14 protein-coding genes are annotated in these 16,954 nt (G+C 65.8%); 9 read left to right on the forward strand and 5 right to left on the reverse strand.

From position 1 onward, the window contains the following. On the reverse strand, nt 1–250 hold a 250-nt coding region (locus AC5P7X_RS17985), incomplete at its 3' end, for a hypothetical protein (RefSeq protein WP_495215238.1). Nucleotides 251–632: 382 nt separating this feature from the next. On the opposite strand from AC5P7X_RS17985, the gene AC5P7X_RS17990 reads away from it, so the two are divergent. From AC5P7X_RS17990 to AC5P7X_RS18000, 3 genes are all read left to right on the forward strand, one after another. Further along, a complete protein-coding gene (locus AC5P7X_RS17990) occupies nt 633–1,496 on the forward strand; it encodes a pirin family protein (RefSeq protein WP_005418267.1) in 864 nt (287 codons plus the stop codon). Nucleotides 1,497–1,617: 121 nt separating this feature from the next. Further along, complete coding sequence (aqpZ, locus tag AC5P7X_RS17995) at nt 1,618–2,337, forward strand: aquaporin Z (RefSeq protein ID WP_053499691.1); 720 nt, start codon at nt 1,618–1,620, stop codon at nt 2,335–2,337. Between the two features lie 196 nt (nt 2,338–2,533). Continuing rightward, on the forward strand, nt 2,534–2,992 hold the full coding sequence (locus AC5P7X_RS18000; protein ID WP_206620477.1) for a hypothetical protein: 459 nt from the start codon (nt 2,534–2,536) through the stop codon (nt 2,990–2,992). 128 nt (nt 2,993–3,120) lie between these two features. Here AC5P7X_RS18000 and AC5P7X_RS18005 read toward each other — a convergent pair whose 3' ends face one another. Beyond that, nucleotides 3,121–3,972 (reverse strand): pirin family protein, encoded by an 852-nt coding sequence (locus AC5P7X_RS18005; RefSeq protein ID WP_053499689.1) that lies wholly within the window; start codon nt 3,970–3,972, stop codon nt 3,121–3,123. Between the two features lie 215 nt (nt 3,973–4,187). Here AC5P7X_RS18005 and AC5P7X_RS18010 point away from each other — a divergent pair, with 215 nt between their 5' ends. Continuing rightward, nucleotides 4,188–6,269, forward strand: coding sequence for a carbon starvation CstA family protein (locus AC5P7X_RS18010; RefSeq protein WP_206620476.1), 2,082 nt, complete (start codon nt 4,188–4,190; stop codon nt 6,267–6,269). After that, nucleotides 6,269–6,493 carry a YbdD/YjiX family protein gene (locus AC5P7X_RS18015; RefSeq protein ID WP_005410613.1) on the forward strand — a complete coding sequence of 75 codons (225 nt, stop codon included), beginning with the start codon at nt 6,269–6,271 and terminating at the stop codon, nt 6,491–6,493. The genes AC5P7X_RS18010 and AC5P7X_RS18015 overlap by 1 nt, the downstream gene beginning before the upstream one ends. Before the next feature lie 117 nt (nt 6,494–6,610). Here AC5P7X_RS18015 and AC5P7X_RS18020 read toward each other — a convergent pair whose 3' ends face one another. From AC5P7X_RS18020 to AC5P7X_RS18030, 3 genes are all read right to left on the reverse strand, one after another. Then, entirely contained in the window at nt 6,611–7,861 is a 1,251-nt protein-coding gene (locus tag AC5P7X_RS18020; RefSeq protein WP_005418276.1) for a DUF819 family protein, read from the reverse strand. A gap of 120 nt (nt 7,862–7,981) precedes the next feature. Next, nucleotides 7,982–9,268 (reverse strand): sensor histidine kinase, encoded by a 1,287-nt coding sequence (locus AC5P7X_RS18025; RefSeq protein ID WP_005418277.1) that lies wholly within the window; start codon nt 9,266–9,268, stop codon nt 7,982–7,984. Further along, entirely contained in the window at nt 9,255–9,968 is a 714-nt protein-coding gene (locus AC5P7X_RS18030) for a response regulator transcription factor (protein WP_005418278.1), read from the reverse strand. The genes AC5P7X_RS18025 and AC5P7X_RS18030 overlap by 14 nt, the downstream gene beginning before the upstream one ends. A 130-nt stretch (nt 9,969–10,098) precedes the next feature. Here AC5P7X_RS18030 and AC5P7X_RS18035 point away from each other — a divergent pair, with 130 nt between their 5' ends. The 4 genes from AC5P7X_RS18035 to AC5P7X_RS18050 all read left to right on the forward strand — a co-directional run bounded on the left by AC5P7X_RS18035 (nt 10,099) and on the right by AC5P7X_RS18050 (nt 16,895). After that, nucleotides 10,099–11,802, forward strand: a complete 1,704-nt coding sequence (locus AC5P7X_RS18035; RefSeq protein WP_053499685.1) for an ArnT family glycosyltransferase — start codon at nt 10,099–10,101, stop codon at nt 11,800–11,802. 111 nt (nt 11,803–11,913) lie between these two features. Next, the gene (locus AC5P7X_RS18040; RefSeq protein ID WP_053499683.1) at nt 11,914–12,681 is read left to right on the forward strand and encodes a phosphatase PAP2 family protein; all 768 of its coding nucleotides are present in this window, start codon (nt 11,914–11,916) and stop codon (nt 12,679–12,681) included. Beyond that, nucleotides 12,678–14,327 carry a phosphoethanolamine transferase gene (locus AC5P7X_RS18045; RefSeq protein WP_053499681.1) on the forward strand — a complete coding sequence of 550 codons (1,650 nt, stop codon included), beginning with the start codon at nt 12,678–12,680 and terminating at the stop codon, nt 14,325–14,327. The genes AC5P7X_RS18040 and AC5P7X_RS18045 overlap by 4 nt, the downstream gene beginning before the upstream one ends. A gap of 603 nt (nt 14,328–14,930) precedes the next feature. Then, on the forward strand, nt 14,931–16,895 hold the full coding sequence (locus AC5P7X_RS18050) for a M2 family metallopeptidase (RefSeq protein WP_329843167.1): 1,965 nt from the start codon (nt 14,931–14,933) through the stop codon (nt 16,893–16,895). The last annotated feature ends 59 nt before the right edge of the window (nt 16,896–16,954 follow it).

Genomic DNA, 16,954 nt, shown 5'->3' on the forward strand with positions numbered 1-16,954 from the left:
CTTTGATCGATGTGGAGGTCTTGCAGGCCTCTTTGGCAACCTGCAGCTTGAAGCGCGCGTCATATCTGTTCATGTATCCCTCGGAGGTTGGATCTGGCGTCCAACTCCTGGGGGTCACTTCACCTTGGGGGCTTGGCCGCGGCATCCATGCCGCGGACACCCCGCACCCCGACACCGCCCCACCCCTGACAGTTTCCCGGTGACGGCTGGTGAACTGCGATGACTGGTAGGTGTCGACCTTGTTCAGCACGGATCATTACGAACTGGTGGGTGTCGACCTTGGTCGACACCAAGAGCGAAGCGACCGGCATTTGATTTTGATTTTCTTTTTTCTTCTCCGTGGCTGGACGCACACGGAAACTGTCAGAGGCCGGGCGGGTGGGTTGCGCAGGACCGTTGGCGCCATGGATGGCGCCATCGAGCCCCCATGGACGGGTTTACGGCGTGTCCTGCGCAACCCACCCGCCCGGCCAAGCGCGGCTTTTGATCTTGCTTCCGCCTTCAGCGACCAACCCCACAGCCACGAGGGGCTGCGCCGTTGGCTGGAACACCCTGTTACCCATACGAGGCATGTCCCCGTCACAGCCGCATGCGATGCTGACCACCTGATCCCTGCCAGCGAGAACGCCCGCATGACCACCATCATCGCTCCGCGCGTGCACGACATCGGCGGCCTCGAAGTCCGCCGCGCCGTCCCCACCCTGCAGGCGCGCAGCATCGGCTCGTTCGTGTTCGTCGACCAGATGGGCCCGGCACTGATGCACCCCGGCACCGCCATCGACGTGCGCCCGCATCCGCATATCGGCCTGGCCACGGTTACCTATCTGTGGTCGGGCGCCATCGGCCACCGCGACACCTTGGGTTCGGATCAGGTGATTCGTCCCGGTGACGTCAACTGGATGACCGCCGGCCGCGGCATCGCCCATTCCGAACGCACGCCACAATCGGACCGCGACCATGACAACCCGATCCACGGCATGCAGACCTGGGTCGCGCTGCCGAAGTCGCATGAGGAAATCGAGCCGGCGTTCTATCACCATGCCGCTGCCACCCTGCCCGAGCAGCGCCGCAAGGGTGCCTGGCTTCGGGTGATCGCTGGCCGCGCCTATGGCGAGGAATCGCCGGTGAAAGTGTTCGCCGATACGCTCAATGTGGCGATCGATCTGGACCCGGACGCGGAAATCGACATCGACGACGGCCACCGCGAGCGCGCGTTGTACATCCTTGAGGGCGACGCGCAGTTGGATGGCGTGGACATTCCCGCACAGCACCTGGTCATCCCCGAAGCCGGCGCACGCGGCCGCCTGCGCGCAAAGACACCGGTGAAGGCGATGCTGTTCGGTGGCGAGCCGCTGGATGGCCCGCGCCACCTGTGGTGGAACTTCGTGTCCAGCTCGAAAGAGCGTATCGAGCAGGCGAAGCACGACTGGGAAGCCGGTCGCTTCGGCACCATCCCCGGCGACGACAAGGAGTTCATCCCGCTGCCGCAGTACTGAGCATCGCGTGTTGCACACATCCGAGGGTGTATTCCTGCACCCGGCGTTGACGCTACAGTCACCCGCTGATCATTGAAATGTGACATAAATCACACTTTCGACCGTCAAAGGAGTGCAACACATGAGCATGGGTAAACGCTTGTCCGCCGAGTTCCTCGGCACGTTCTGGCTGGTTCTGGGTGGCTGTGGCAGTGCAGTGCTGGCCGCCAAGTTCGGTGGTGACGGCAATCCGCTGGGTATCGGCTTCCTCGGCGTGGCGCTCGCCTTCGGCCTGACCGTGGTGACCGGCGCCTATGCGTTCGGCCATATCTCCGGTGCGCACTTCAATCCGGCGGTCAGCGTCGGCCTGTGGGCGGGTGGCCGCTTCCCGACCAAGGACCTGGTGCCGTACGTCATCGCCCAGGTTGCGGGTGGCCTGCTGGCCGGCTTCATCCTGCTGCAGATCGCCTCCGGCGCCAGTGGCTTCGCCATCGATGGCAGCCAGGCCGGAGCGTTCGCCAGCAATGGCTATGGCGCGCTGTCGCCCGGTGGCTACAGCGTGGCGGCGGCCTTCCTGTGCGAAGTGGTCCTGACCGCGGTGTTCCTGATCGTGATCATGGGTTCCACCCACGGCAAGGCACCGGCCGGGTTCGCCCCGCTGGCGATCGGCCTGTCGCTGACCCTGATCCACCTGATCAGCATCCCGGTCACCAACACGTCGGTGAACCCGGCCCGCTCCACGGCCGTTGCCTTCTTCGCCGGCAGCGGTGCGGTCAGCCAGTTGTGGCTGTTCTGGGTCGCCCCGTTGCTGGGCGGCGCGATCGGTGGCCTGATCTACAAGTGGATCGGCAACGACCGCTGATCCCCGCAGCAACCATTGCGGGCGGCCCTCGGCCGCAATGGTTGCGCTTGCAACCGCGAATTGTGCGATTGCTCACGTTCCGTTAAGGTTGAGTTGACCGTCCGTGCACATGCCGGATGGGGGGCGTCCGGGGATGGGATGCCATGGTCGCCGGCTCTGCTGGCGAAGCCAACCAATTCATCACCTTGGGGGATGCATGAAGTTCGTGCCTGTCATGTTGTCGAGCCTGCTTTTCGCTGCGGCCCACGCCGCCGCGCAGGCGCCGTCCGAATGTCCTTCGCTGCCGGCCAGCAGCGGTCTGCAATGGCACCAGCAGGTGCAGGCCGATTTCCTGGTCTGCCGCGCCAGCACCCCTGATGGCCGCGAAGTGCTGAGCCTGATGCTCAGCGCGCGTGACCCGTCCATTCCGCTGAACCGCTCGCTTCGGCAGGAAAAAGGCAGCTTCGGCGGTGAATCGCTGTACTGGTACCAGCCCGACCTGGGCGGCCAGCAACCGCCGGGGTATGCCGAACGGCGCATCAGCGTGGTCAAGCTCGACAAGGGGCGTTACGCGCAGATTTCGCTGTATCCGGACAGCGCGCAGGAGCTGGGGTCACTGCAACAGCTGGCGCAGGGCATGAGCCTGACCCCGTCGGCCGTGGCCGCCGGGCGCTGAGGATGACGGGGATGGCTGCCTGGCAGCATCCCCGCAGCGCGACCCCATCCAACGGTTGTGCCGGTCGCTGGCCGGCACCCCGATCCGCCTCCATGCGAGGCAGTTGCCGGCCAGCGGCCGGTACTACGTCAGAACTTGCCTTCCTGGAAATCGACGAAGGCCTGCATCAGTTCCTGCCGCGTGTTCATCACGAACGGCCCGTGGCGCATCACCGGTTCGCGCAGCGGACGGCCGGCCACCAGGATCAGGCGCGCGCCTTCATTGCCGGCCGAGATGTGCAACTGCTCGCCACCGCCCAGCACCGCCAGTTCCTGGCGGGCGACGTCGCGCGCGGCGTCCTGCTCACCCACGGTCACGCCACCTTCGAATACGTACGCAAAGGCGTTGTGCCCTTCCGGCAGCGCATAGGTCCAGGCACGGTCGGGCGCCAGCGTGATGTCGAGGTAGAGCGGGTCGGTGGCCGGTTGCACGATCGGGCCGCGGGTGCCATCGACCGTGCCAGCAATCACCTTCACCTCCACGCCCGCTTCCGGGTGCACCACCGGAATCCGCTCAGGCGCGAACTCCTGGTACTTCGGCTCGGTCATCTTCTCCTTCGCCGGCAGGTTCACCCACAGCTGGAAGCCACGCATCTGCCCGCTTTCCTGCTCGGGCATCTCCGAGTGCACCAGGCCGCGGCCAGCGGTCATCCACTGCACGCTGCCCGGGGTCAGCAGGCCTTCGTTGCCATGGTTGTCGCGATGCCGCATGCGCCCGTCGAGCATGTAGGTGACGGTCTCGAATCCGCGGTGCGGATGCTCCGGGAAACCAGCGATGTAGTCCTCGGCGCGGTCGGTGCCGAATTCATCGAGCAGCAGGAACGGATCGAGGTCGGGCAGCGTCGGGCCACCGATGACGCGGGTCAGGCGCACGCCGGCACCGTCGGAGGTGGGCATGCCACGGATGGTCCGCAGCACGCGGACCGGTTCGGGAAAGCTCATGGCGACTCCTGTTGGATGGATGCCACTGAAGATGGACGCCGCACGGCCACACGCCAATGGACGGCGCCGCAACCGATTGTTCCATCCCTGATGTTCGCTGCACGTCAGCACAACAAGCGTACGACCAAAGTACTACCGCCGATTCGTCCTGTGCCAATTGACCCTGTCGAGGGCACGCGGGACTCTTTGACTGTCTTTCCGGGAGAGAGCACCTCATGAAAGGGTTTTCCAAAATAGGCTGGGCGGTCCTCGCCCTGCTCGGCGCCTTCTGTCTGGGCACCGTGGCCCTGCGCCGCGGCGAACACATCAATGCGCTGTGGATCGTCGTCGCCGCGGTTTCGCTGTACCTGGTGGCCTACCGCTTCTACAGCCTGTTCATCGCCAACAAGGTGATGCAGCTGGATCCGACCCGGGCCACGCCGGCGGTGATCAACAACGATGGCCTGGACTACGTGCCGACCAACAAGCACGTATTGTTCGGCCACCACTTCGCCGCCATCGCCGGCGCCGGCCCGCTGGTCGGCCCGGTCCTGGCCGCGCAGATGGGCTACCTGCCTGGACTGCTGTGGCTGGTGGTGGGCGTGGTGCTGGCCGGTGCGGTGCAGGACTTCATGGTGCTGTTCCTGTCCAGCCGTCGCAACGGCCGTTCGCTGGGCGACCTGGTAAGAGAAGAGATGGGCCAGGTACCCGGCACCATCGCGTTGTTCGGTGCGTTCCTGATCATGATCATCATCCTGGCGGTGCTGGCGATGGTGGTGGTCAAGGCGCTGGCCGAAAGCCCGTGGGGCATGTTCACGGTAATCGCGACGATGCCTATCGCCATCCTGATGGGCGTGTACATGCGCTATATCCGCCCCGGCAAGATCGGCGAGATCTCGGTGGTCGGCCTGATCCTGCTGCTGGCCGCGATCTGGTACGGCGGCAAGGTCGCCGCCGACCCGGTGTGGGGCCCGGCGTTCACGTTCACTGGCACCCAGATCACCTGGATGCTGATCGGCTACGGCTTCGTCGCATCGGTGCTGCCGGTGTGGCTGTTGCTGGCCCCGCGCGACTACCTGTCGACCTTCCTCAAGATCGGCACGATCATCGCGCTGGCCGTCGGCATCCTGATCGTGATGCCGGAACTGAAGATGCCGGCGCTGACCCAGTTCGCCGCCAGTGGCGACGGCCCGGTGTGGAAGGGCGGCATGTTCCCGTTCCTGTTCATCACCATCGCCTGCGGTGCGGTCTCTGGTTTCCATGCGCTGATTTCCTCCGGCACCACGCCGAAGCTGCTGGCCAATGAAGCGCACATGCGCTACATCGGCTACGGCGGCATGCTGATGGAATCGTTCGTGGCGGTGATGGCACTGGTGGCCGCATCGATCATCGACCCGGGCATCTACTTCGCGATGAACAGCCCGGCCGCGGTGATCGGTGCCGATGCTGCGTCGGCGGCGCACTACATCACCAACACCTGGGGCTTCACCATCACGCCGGAGCAGCTGACCGCGACCGCGGCGGCGATCGGCGAGCCGACCATCCTGCATCGTGCAGGTGGCGCGCCGACACTGGCGGTGGGCATCGCGCAGATCCTGCACGAAGCAATCCCCAGTGGCAGCGACGCAATGATGGCGTTCTGGTACCACTTCGCGATCCTGTTCGAAGCATTGTTCATCCTGACCGCGGTGGACGCCGGCACCCGTGCTGGACGCTTCATGCTGCAGGACCTGCTGGGCAACTTCGTGCCGGCCCTGAAGAAGACCGAGTCGTGGACCGCCAACATCATCGGTACCGCCGGCTGCGTGGCGCTGTGGGGCTACCTGCTCTACACCGGTGTGGTCGATCCGTTCGGCGGCATCCAGACCCTGTGGCCGTTGTTCGGCATCTCCAACCAGATGCTGGCCGGTATCGCACTGATGCTGGGCACGGTAGTGCTGTTCAAGATGAAGCGCGACCGCTATGCGTGGGTCACTGCGGTACCGGCGGTGTGGCTGCTGATCTGCACCACCTATGCCGGCTTCATCAAGATCTTCGACAGCAACCCGGCGCAGGGTTTCCTGGCACAGGCACACAAGTTCCAGGCCGCGCTCGCCAGCGACACGATCACGGCGCCGGCCAAGTCGGTGGCGCAGATGAAGCAGATCGTGGTCAACGCCTACGTCAATACCGGCCTGACCGCGCTGTTCCTGCTGGTGGTGGGCGCAGTCCTGGTGTATTCGATCAAGACCATCCTGGCGGCACGCCGCAATCCGCGGCGCAGCGACCGCGAGACCCCTTACGTGGCGCTGAAGCCGCATGAAATGGTGGATCTGTGATGAGTACGCAACTGGTTCCCGCCGGCCAGTACCAGGCGCACCGCCGCATCTGGCGGCGCCTGGTGCAGACCGCACGACTGTGCTGTGGCATTCCTGATTACGACAACTACGTCCGGCATATGCTGGAAAAGCATCCGGACCAGGAGCCGATGGACTACAAGACGTTCTTCCGCGAGCGCCAGGAAGCGCGCTACGGCGGACGCAATGGTGGCCGCTGCTGTTGAGGGCCGGGACGGCCTTTTAGCAGGCCAAAGAAGGCCGAGCGCGGGCTCGGCTCTACACGGGCAGAGCGGGTTCGCGGCGCACGCCGCGAACCCGCAACAGGATCGTCCGGTCAGAACTCAGGCGCCGGCCATCCACTTCAGGATCAGGCCGGTGACATAAGCCAACCCGGTACCGGTGGCATAGCCCACCGTACCCAGCAGCACCCCCACCGGCGCCAGCGTCGGATGGAAGGCCGCGGCTACCACGGGTGCCGAGGCGGCCGCCCCGATGTTGCCCTGCGAACCTATCGCGAAGAAGAACAGCGGCGCGCGCAGCAGCTTGGCCACCACCCACAGCACCAGCACATGCGTGGCCATCCAGATCGCGCCGAGCAGGAACAGCCACGGCCGATCCAGCAGCGACAGCAGGTTCATCTGCATGCCGATGCAGGCGATCAGAAAGTACAGGAACACCGTGCCCAACCGCGAAGCGCCTGCGGCTTCCAGCCGGCGCGCACGGGTGAAGCTCAGGCCCAGGCCCATCGCCGTGGACAGCAGGATCACCCACACGAACTGGCTGTCCAGGCTGAACTGGCTGGCCCAGCTGACGTTGGCCTTGAACCAGCCCGACAGCGGTGCGGCGATGGCGTGGGCCAGGCCGACGCCACCCAGTGCGACGCCGACGATCACCATCAGGTCGGTCATGCTGGGAATGCGCGCGTTCTGTGCCTCGTAGGCGCTGATGCGTGCCTTCATCTCGTCGATGGCGCGCGTATCGGCCCCGTTGCGGGTGTCGATCTGCTGCGCGCGGTTGGCCAGGAACAGCAGGATCGCCATCCACAGGCTGGCGCAGGCCACGTCGACCACGGCGAACTGGCCGAAGGTGGTGGCGTCGGTGCCGAACACCTCACGCATGGCGACCATGTTGGCGCCGCCACCGATCCAGCTGCCGGCCAGTGCGGCCATGCCGGCCCAGGTATCACCGGCCACCGTTTCCGGATGGATCAGCTTCATCAGCTGGAAGGAGACGATGGCGCCAAGCATGATGCCAGCGGTACCGGCACAGAACACAAGCAACAGCTTCGGCCCCAGCTTGATGACGCCCTTGAGGTCGATCGACAGCGTCAGCAGGACCAGCGCGGCCGGCAGTAGCACGTCACGCGCGACCGGGTTGTACAGCGAGGTGTTGTGGCCATCGATGACACCGGCGGTGTTGTAGATGGCGGGGATGAAATAGCACAGCAGCAGTGCCGGCACCCAGGCGAAGATCTTCTTCAACAGCGGTGTCGGACCACTGGCGGCCCAGAAGATCAGGGCCAGGGTGGCGGCAATCAGGCCCAGTCCAACGATATCGTTGCTGATCAGGGCAGTAGCGGGTTCGGTCGGCATGGGATCCTCTGTCGATCGAAAGAGCGGGAAAAAAAAGCGCCGCATGAAGCGGCGCAGGTCGAGATTAACACTGTCTTCACGCCGGGTCATGCCGCAGCGCGGAGCAGGTCGGCCGTCCGATCAGGCGGGGCGCGAAGCGCCGAAGTCCAGGGTGACACGCGTCCCGCGCGGTTGGCAGGGCTGCAACTGCAGCGTCCAGCCCAGGTGCTCGCACAGCCGCGCGATCAGGTCCAGGCCGATGCCACTGCCTCGATCGGCACGCTCACCGCGGGCCATGCGCGCGTGGATCGCCGCGATCTCCTCCGGGCTCATCCCATGCCCGGGGTCCTGCAGCGTCAGTACCGCCGACGAACTCAGCTGCAGCTCGATATGGCCGCGGCCGCTGTTTTCGATGGCATTGCGCAGCAGGTTGCCGATCGCCGCCTGCACCACCGCCAGCGGCGCGACGATATCCACCGGCGCGGCCTGGATACCGATGCTCAGGTCCTTGTCGCCGAGCAGGTGTCGATGGTCGTCGACGATCTCCGGCAGCAGCTGGTCCAGTGCGATGCGCTCGGCACGCGCGGCCAGGCGCGCAGGATCACGCGCCAGCACCAGCAGCAGCTCGATCAGCTGCTCCACGCTCTGTGCCGTGCGCAGGACCCGCTGCATCTGCTGGCGGGCACGTTCGGGCAGGCCCGGTTGCTCCAGCGCCAGCTCGGCTGCACCGGTCATCACTGCGATCGGCGTGCGCAGTTCGTGGCTGGCGGTACTGATGAAGACCCGCTCACGCTCGACGAACTGCTCGTTGCGGTCCAGGTAGTCGTTCAGCGCATCGGCGATGGTGTGCAGCTCGGAACTGCCGCGCGGGTCGACCTCGATGCGCTGGCCCTGAACGCCCGGCCGCAATGCGCCGATGTGCTGGGCCAGCAGGCTCAACGGGCGCACCATGCGTTCCATACCGAAGGACGCCATCAGCACGGTGACGAAGATCATGATCACCCCGGCCAGCATCACCCAGCGCGTGGCGAACTGCTCCAGGTCATGGAAGTCGGAGATGTCCAGCGCCAGCGCGACACGTCCCATCGACCGGGTCTCGCGCACCATCACCGCCGTCTCCCGGCCTTTGATCATCACGCCGTCGTGAAGGCCCGGATGCAGCGTACGCAGGCTGTCAGGCAGGTTGACTGCATCGAAGCGGTACAGGCTGAGCGTGTCCGAATCCTGCCAGCGATAGTGCGGCTCATGCTCGACGTGCTCGACGATGCTGTCCAGCTCGGAATTGAGCAGCGCGCGCCAGGCGGCATGTTCGGCGTGTTCGTGCACGTAGTTGCCGACGCTGAACACGGCGATCGACAGCAGGGCCAGGTAGCCCAGCAACCACCACACCACGCGCCGGTACAGCGGGCCCGGCCTACGCGCCTTCATCATCATCCTTGCCTGCACCGGCGGCCGCGGTCACCGCAAGGCGATAACCAACCCGCGGCAGGGTGTGGATCAGCTTGTCGGCAAACGGACCGTCGACGCTGCGGCGCAGCTCGTAGACATGCGAGCGCAGCAGGTCACCATCCGGTGGCTCATCGCCCCACAGGGCGAACTCCAGCTGTTGGCGGGTGACCGCACCGGGGCTGGCACGCATCAGCACCTCCAGCAGCTTGCGGCAGGCCGGGTACAGGTGGAGTACCTGCCCCCCCCGCTGGGCTTCGAGGGTCGCCAGGTCCAGCACCAGGTCGCCCACCTGCAGGCGCTTGCGCGGGTTTCGGCCCTGCGCACGCAGCAGCAGCGCCTCCAACCGAACTTCCAGCTCGGGCAGGGCGAACGGCTTGGTCAGGTAGTCGTCGGCACCTGCGCGGAATCCGGTGATCTTGTCCGGCAGCTCGTCGCGCGCGGTCAGCATGATCACCGGCACCTCCGAAGCGTGCTCGGCGCGCAGGCGACGCAGCACCTCCGGCCCCTCCATGCGTGGCAGCATCCAGTCCAGGATCACCGCGTCGTAGGGGTGGCTGCCGGCCAGGTGCAGGCCGGTGATGCCGTCCGGGGCCACGTCGAGCACATGCCCACGCGACTCGAAGTAGTCGAACAGGTTGGCCACCAGCTGGCGGTTGTCCTCGATCACCAACAGACGCATGCACGAAACATCCACGGAAGTTCGTACCATGGTAGCGCTGCGCATGTCGGAATGCGGTCGCCCCGGCCTCCTCTGACGCTTTTCCAACCCCCGCCACCTCAGAATGGCCGTTTTGCTCCCGGAGCCTGCCGTGCCCGTAGCCCTGCCCCGCCGTTGGCGCCTGCCCCTGTTGTGGCTGTTGATCGTTGCTGCGCTGGCAGCGGGGATCGGCCTTCGGCAGCCGCAGCCACCGGACGAGCCGCGCTTCGTGCTGGCGGCCCGCACCATGGTCGAAAGCGGGCAATGGCTGCTGCCGCACCGGGGCGTGGAGCTGTATGCGGAGAAACCGCCGGTCTTCATGTGGCTGCAGGCGGCGGCTTACGAGATCGTCGGCAGCTGGCAGTGGTCGTTCCTGCTGCCGTCGCTGCTGGGCGCCCTGCTCAGCCTGTGGTTGGTGTCGGATCTGGCACGCCGACTGTGGTCGCCGCGGCATTCCCTGTACGCCCTGGCGGCGCTGTTCTGCACCCTGCAGTTTGGCCTGATGGCCAAGCGCGCGCAGATCGACATGGTGCTGGTCGGCATGACCACGGTGGCCCTGTGGGGCTTGATGCGCCACCTGTGCGAACGCCGCAACCTGGCTGCCTTGTGGCTGGCGGGGTTCGCCGCTGGCCTCGGCACGGTGACCAAAGGCGTGGGTTTCCTGCCGCTGCTGATGGTCCTGCCGTGGTTCGGCTGGTGGCTGTACCAGCGTCGCCGCGGTCGCAGCGTGGACGGCCCCCACCCGGCAACGCTGCTGTGGCTGATCCCGGCCTTCCTGCTGGGCGTGTCGGTGTGGCTTGCCCCGCTGGGCTGGGCGCTGCTGCACACGCCCAGCGCCGAACTGCAGGCCTACGCGCATGAACTGTTGTTCAAGCAGACCGGTACCCGCTATGCCAACGCCTGGCACCATCGCCAACCGGCCTGGTACTACCTGCAGGTGATCCTGACCCTATGGCTGCCGGGCAGCCTGCTGCTGCCGCTGCTGTTCAAGCCGTGGTGGCGCCGCATCCGCCGGGGCGACCGCCGGCAGTGGCTGCTGCTGGGCTGGGCGCTGCTGGTGCTGGTGTTCTTCAGCGCCAGCCCGGGCAAGCGCGAGGTCTATGTGCTGCCGATGCTGCCTGCGATGGCACTGGCGGTTGCGCCGTTGTTGCCCGGCTTGCTGCGCCGGCTGTGCGTGCGCCGCTATCTGTTCGGCTACAGCGTGGTGCTGATGCTGGCCACCGGCGTGCTCGGCGTGATGCTGCTGACCGAGCACCCGTGGGCCTTGGCGCAACTGGAGCGCCGGGCCATGCCCGATGCGCTGCTGCCGGTGCTGGGTGATGGCCTGCTGACCTTCGCCATCGCGCTGGCCACGCTGGTCGTCTGGTTGCGGGTGCGCCGCGCCACGACACTGGTGCTGTTGACCCACGGCATGCTGTGGATGCTCTACGGCCTGGTGCTGATTCCGGCACTGGATCCCTACGCATCGGCATCGGCGCTGATGCGCCGCGTCGGCGCACGGATCGGTCCGGACGCCGAACTGGCGCTGGTCGCCTGGCGCGAGCAGAACCTGCTGCAGGCTGACCGCCCGGTACGCGAGTTCGGCTTCAAGCGCCCCTGGGCCGAGCAATGGCACGACGCCGGCCCGTGGGTGGCCGAGGCGCCGGACAAGCGCTGGCTGCTGGTGCTGGACGACGCGATGAGTCCCTGCGTGGATCCGGCCAAGGTGATCGATATCGGTGTTGCCAACAGGAATCGTTGGCAACTGCTTCCCGGTACTGCATGGAACCCGGAATGCCATGCCGAGCGGACAGGATCGACCGCCGAAGAAGACTGAACGTTGACACGTGCCGGGCAAGCATTAACCCGGCACGAACGAGCGTCCGACCCTTCTCCGACATCGAGGTGACGAGCATGACCGCGGATTCCCGAACCGCCCCTTCCCCGCATGCCCGTCCGTCCCCTTGATGCGATAGCACCGCTTGCGACATCGCCACTGGCGTCAAAATTTGCCGTAACGCACATCTGGCTGCCTGTCGCAATCGGTTTTCCCGTGTTTGCGCTGCTGATGGGATTCGGCGGCGATCAGTGGGTGGCCGACCACCTGTTCCGTCTTGAGGGCGGCCATTGGGCATTGCAGGACGCCTGGATCACCCGCAGCGTCGTGCACAAGGCCGGTAAATGGTTGAGCACTGCGGCGGCGCTGGTCGTGCTCCTGCTGTGCTTCCATCACTGGCGTAGGGGGCGCGATCGCACCCTGCAATGGGCGCTGCTTTATGTCGTAATTGCCATTGCACTGGGCACCGGCGTGATCTCCCTGCTGAAGTCGCTGGTGCCGATGGAATGCCCGTGGGATCTGCTCCGCTACGGTGGCCACCAGCCTTTCATCGGGCTTTTCACGGCGCGCCCCGCAGGCATGGCCGCGCAGGCCTGCTTCCCGGCGGGCCACGCCAGCGCGGGTTATGCATGGTTGTCCCTTTACTTTTTTGCCCTGCTGTGGCGCCCTTCATGGCGCTGGGCCGGGTTGTGGATCGGTCTTGGCACCGGTCTGGTGTTCGGCATCAGCCAGCAGCTGCGCGGCGCGCACTTCCTCTCGCATGACGTCGCCACCGCATTGATCTGCTGGCTGCTTTCGCTCGGCCTGTATCTGATCGTCAAACGCGTCCTGACACGCCGTCAGCGAGACCGTCCCAACCGCCAGGAGGCAAACGCATGAGTGCATCGGTCCAACGGCCCGCCCGCCTCCCCGCCCTTGCGGGTCTGCGCCACTGGCGGCCGCAGCTGTCCACCGAAGCGCTGATCGCGCTGACCAGCCTGTTCTTCGCGGTAGCCGGGAATGGCCTGTTCTGGCACAGCGCGATGGCCAGCCATCCAGGCAGCCTGCGCTACGCGCTTTCGCTGCTGCTGTTGCTGCTGGGTGCTCACGGCGTGCTGCTGGGCATCCTGGTCTGGCGCTGGAACGCCAAGGTGGTGATCAGCCTGTTGCTGCTGGTGACCGCATTCGCCGCGCACTACATGAGCCGCTACCACATCTACCTGGATGCGGACATGCTGCGCAACGTGCTGGCGACCGACCCCAAGGAAAGCCGCGAGCTGATGACCGTGTCGCTGCTGTGGCCGGTACTGTTGCTGGCGGTGTTGCCGATGGCGGTGTTGTGGCGCGTGCAGCTGCGTCGCCGCAGCTGGGGCCGCAGCCTGCTGTGGCGACTGGGCTTCCTGGCGGTGGCCGCGGTGACCGCCGTCGGCGGCGCGTTGATCTCGTTCCAGGATGTTTCGGCACTGATGCGCAACCAGCGCGAAGTGCGTTACCTCGCCACCCCGGCCAACGTGCTGCTGGGCATGCCGCGTGCGCTGCGTGGCGACAACCCGGTGCAGCGCGCACCGAAGCTGCCGATCGGCACCGACGCCAAGGCCACGCCACGCGCCCCGGCCAGCAAGCCGCGCCTGCTGGTGATCGTCATGGGCGAGACCGTCCGTGCGCAGAACTGGGGCCTCAACGGTGGCCGCAACACCACTCCGGAACTGGCCCAGGCCAGCGTGATCAATTTCCCGGACATGCACTCATGCGGCACCAGCACGGAGGTCTCGCTGCCGTGCCTGTTCTCGCCGTGGGGCCGCCACGACTACGACGAGAAGAAGATCCGTGCGCACCAGTCGCTGCTGCACGTACTGAATCGCGCCGGCATCGCGCCGCTGTGGCGTGACAACCAGTCCGGCTGCAAGGGCGTGTGCGAGGGCCTGGACTTCCAGTCATTGTCCGACGCCACTACACCCGGCCTGTGCGCGGATGGTCGCTGCATGGACGAGATCCTGCTGCAGGACCTGGCCACCCAGGTGCGGGCCAAGCCCGGCGACCGGGTGGTGGTGCTGCACCAGCTGGGCAACCACGGCCCGGCCTACTTCGAGCGCTATCCGCCCGCCTTTGCCCGCTTCAAGCCAACCTGCGACACCCGTGACATCGGCCGTTGCTCGCGCGACGAGATCACCAACAGCTATGACAACGCGGTGTTGTACACCGATCATTTCCTGAGCAAGACCATTGGTACCCTGCAGGGCATGCAGGATTACGACACGGCGATGATCTACCTGTCCGACCATGGTGAATCGCTGGGCGAGAAGGGCCTGTTCCTGCATGGCGTGCCGTATGCGATCGCACCGGCCGAGCAGACCCGCGTACCGATGACGATGTGGTTCTCGCCGGGCTTCGCCAGCAGCCGTGGGTTGGATCTGCAGTGCGTGCGCAAGCGTTCGGCGGCGTATACCGACCACGACAACCTGTTCCCGTCGGTGCTGGGCCTGATGCAGGTGAAGACGGCGCTGTACGAGCGCGACCGCGACGTGTTCGCCAACTGCGAAGGTTGAGGGTTGTTCGGCAGGGCTTGCAGCCCTGCACCTGCAGGGGCAACGGCAACGGCCGAAGCAACAGCAGAAGCGGGTTTCCTGAGGGGTGGCGGGGTGGGTCCGGTTGCGGGGGACGCTGCAAGTACGTCCATGTAAGCTCGGTCGCCGCATCCATGGCGCTTACGCCCCCGCAACCGGACCCACCCCGCCTTCGACAGTTTTCCGCGATCTGTTGGAACGATCTTGGGGTCAGATCCGTTTTCCGGAGGAAAACGGATCTGACCCCATTTTGATTGTCGATACCTGACAGATGTGTCGACCAAGGTCGACACCTACCAACAGCCGCCACGATCTGTCAGACGTGGGGCGGTGTGGGCTTGCAGGACCGTTGGCGCCATGGATGGCGCCATCGAGCCCCCATGGATGGGTTTACGGCGTGTCCTGCAAGCCCACACCGCCGCGCCATCCCACGGATACCCCGCTGTTGCGGTTGCTTCGGCGGTTGCTGTTGCTTGTGCTCTGGCCTCTGCGGGTGCCGGGCGCCGCCCGGCTGACGTCCGCCACTTGCGGTGGCAGCGACGGCCCACTAGCCTTCGGCCGTCGTTCACCACCCAAGGACCGCCCGTGAAACACCGTCATCTCCTGCTGGCCTCGGCAATCGCCGCCGCCACGCTGGCCCTGGCCGCCTGCAAGAAGGAAGCTGCCCCAGGCACCGATACCGCCAGCAGCAGCGCTCCGGCCGGTGAAACCGCCGACCAGTTCGTGGCCCGCATCAATGCCGAATTCAAGGCCGCTTACCCGGAGATGACCTCGGCGCAGTGGCTGTCCTCCACCTACATCAACGGTGATTCGGAACGCATTGCGGCCAAAGCCAACGAGCGTTCGCTCACCCAGCTCAACAGCTGGATCGAACAGGCCGCCAGGTTCGACGGCAAGCCGATGAGCGAGGACAGCAAGCGCGCGATCCACCTGCTGAAGCTGATGTCGTCGATGCCGGCGCCGCGCGACCCGGCCAAGCTGGCCGAGCTGACCCAGATCGCCACCCGCATGGAAGGCAGCTACGGTGCCGGCAAGTACTGCACCGATGCCAATGATCCGAACTCCTGCCGCCAGCTGGGCGAGCTGGAACAGGTGCTGGCGCGCAGCCGCGACTACGACAAGCAGCTCGACGCCTGGCAGGGCTGGCACAGCACCACCAGGAGCATGCGCGGCGACTACCAGAAGTTCGTCGGCCTGGTGAACGAGGGCGCCAAGGGCATGGGCTTTACCGATGCCGGCCAGATGTGGCGCAGCGGCTATGACATGCCGCCCGAACAGATCGGCCCGGAAACCGACCGCCTCTGGGAACAGGTCAAGCCGATGTACGAGCAGCTGCACTGCTACGCACGCGGCAAGCTGGACAAGACCTACGGCAAGGACAAGGCCGAAGTGGGCAACGGCCTGATCGCCGCGCACCTGCTGGGCAACATGTGGCAGCAGGACTGGTCGAACCTGTGGGACCAGCTGGAACCGTACCCGGGTGCCGGCAGCCTGGACATCACCGCTGCACTGGAAAAGCAGTACCAGACCAACCTGAGCGCGGCGCTGGCCAAGGCCGGCAAGGACGCCAGTGTGGCGACCCAGTACAAGGCGCAGCGCGAAGCCGAACTGCGTACCGCCAAGCAGATGACTGAACGCGCACAGGACTTCTATGTGTCGCTGGGCATGCCGTCGCTGCCGCAGTCGTACTGGGAACGCACCCAGTTCATCAAGCCCGACGACCGCGATGTGGTCTGCCACGCCAGCGCCTGGGACATGAACATGGAAGGCGATGTGCGCACCAAGATGTGCATCAAGCCGAACGAAGAGAACTTCACCACCATCTACCACGAGCTGGGCCACATCTATTACGACCTGGCCTACAACCCGCTGCCGCCGCTGTTCCAGGGCGGTGCCAACGATGGCTTCCATGAGGCGATCGGCGACACCATCGTGCTGGCGATGACGCCCAAGTACCTCAGCTCGATCGGCCTGGTCGATGCACCGACCGAGAGCCGCGAAGCGGTCATCAACAACCAGATGCGCATGGCGCTGTCGGGCGTGTCGTTCCTGCCGTTCGGGCTGATGATCGACCGCTGGCGCTGGGGCGTATTCGATGGTTCGATCACCGCCGACAACTACAACAAGGCGTGGTGGGACTTGAAGGCCAAGTACCAGGGCGTTGCCCCGGCCAGTACCCGTGGCGAAGAATTCTTCGATCCGGGCGCGAAGTACCACGTGCCGGGCAACACCCCGTACACCCGCTACTTCCTGGCCCGCATCCTGCAGTTCCAGTTCTACAAGGGCCTGTGCGATGCAGCCGGCTACAAGGGCCCGCTGCACGAGTGCACCTTCTACGGCAACAAGGAAGCCGGCCAGAAATACTGGGCGATGCTGAGCAAGGGTGCCAGCCAGCCGTGGCAGGCCACGCTGAAGGAGCTGACCGGCACCGACAAGCTCGATGCCGGCCCGATGATCGAGTACTTCACTCCGGTCAACGAGTGGCTGAAGCAGCAGAACGAAGGCCAGATGTGTGGCTGGCAGGCCAACGCCGCCCCGGCGGCGAAATGAGAAAAGGGGCGGGTCCGCGAGGATCCGCCCCTGATGTAGCGCCGGGCCGCGCCCACGTG

It is taken from the genome of Stenotrophomonas sp. YJH_SMC_53, from assembly GCF_059369995.1.

Excerpts from the sequence above, each read along its gene's own strand:
- AC5P7X_RS17990 (WP_005418267.1), top strand. The coding sequence starts at position 633 with ATGACCACCATCATCGCTCCGCGCGTGCACGACATCGGCGGCCTCGAA.
- aqpZ (WP_053499691.1), top strand. The coding sequence starts at position 1,618 with ATGAGCATGGGTAAACGCTTGTCCGCCGAGTTCCTCGGCACGTTCTGG.
- AC5P7X_RS18000 (WP_206620477.1), top strand. The coding sequence starts at position 2,534 with ATGAAGTTCGTGCCTGTCATGTTGTCGAGCCTGCTTTTCGCTGCGGCC.
- AC5P7X_RS18005 (WP_053499689.1), bottom strand. The coding sequence starts at position 3,972 with ATGAGCTTTCCCGAACCGGTCCGCGTGCTGCGGACCATCCGTGGCATG.
- AC5P7X_RS18010 (WP_206620476.1), top strand. The coding sequence starts at position 4,188 with ATGAAAGGGTTTTCCAAAATAGGCTGGGCGGTCCTCGCCCTGCTCGGC.
- AC5P7X_RS18015 (WP_005410613.1), top strand. The coding sequence starts at position 6,269 with ATGAGTACGCAACTGGTTCCCGCCGGCCAGTACCAGGCGCACCGCCGC.
- AC5P7X_RS18020 (WP_005418276.1), bottom strand. The coding sequence starts at position 7,861 with ATGCCGACCGAACCCGCTACTGCCCTGATCAGCAACGATATCGTTGGA.
- AC5P7X_RS18025 (WP_005418277.1), bottom strand. The coding sequence starts at position 9,268 with ATGAAGGCGCGTAGGCCGGGCCCGCTGTACCGGCGCGTGGTGTGGTGG.
- AC5P7X_RS18030 (WP_005418278.1), bottom strand. The coding sequence starts at position 9,968 with ATGCGTCTGTTGGTGATCGAGGACAACCGCCAGCTGGTGGCCAACCTG.
- AC5P7X_RS18040 (WP_053499683.1), top strand. The coding sequence starts at position 11,914 with ATGCCCGTCCGTCCCCTTGATGCGATAGCACCGCTTGCGACATCGCCA.
- AC5P7X_RS18045 (WP_053499681.1), top strand. The coding sequence starts at position 12,678 with ATGAGTGCATCGGTCCAACGGCCCGCCCGCCTCCCCGCCCTTGCGGGT.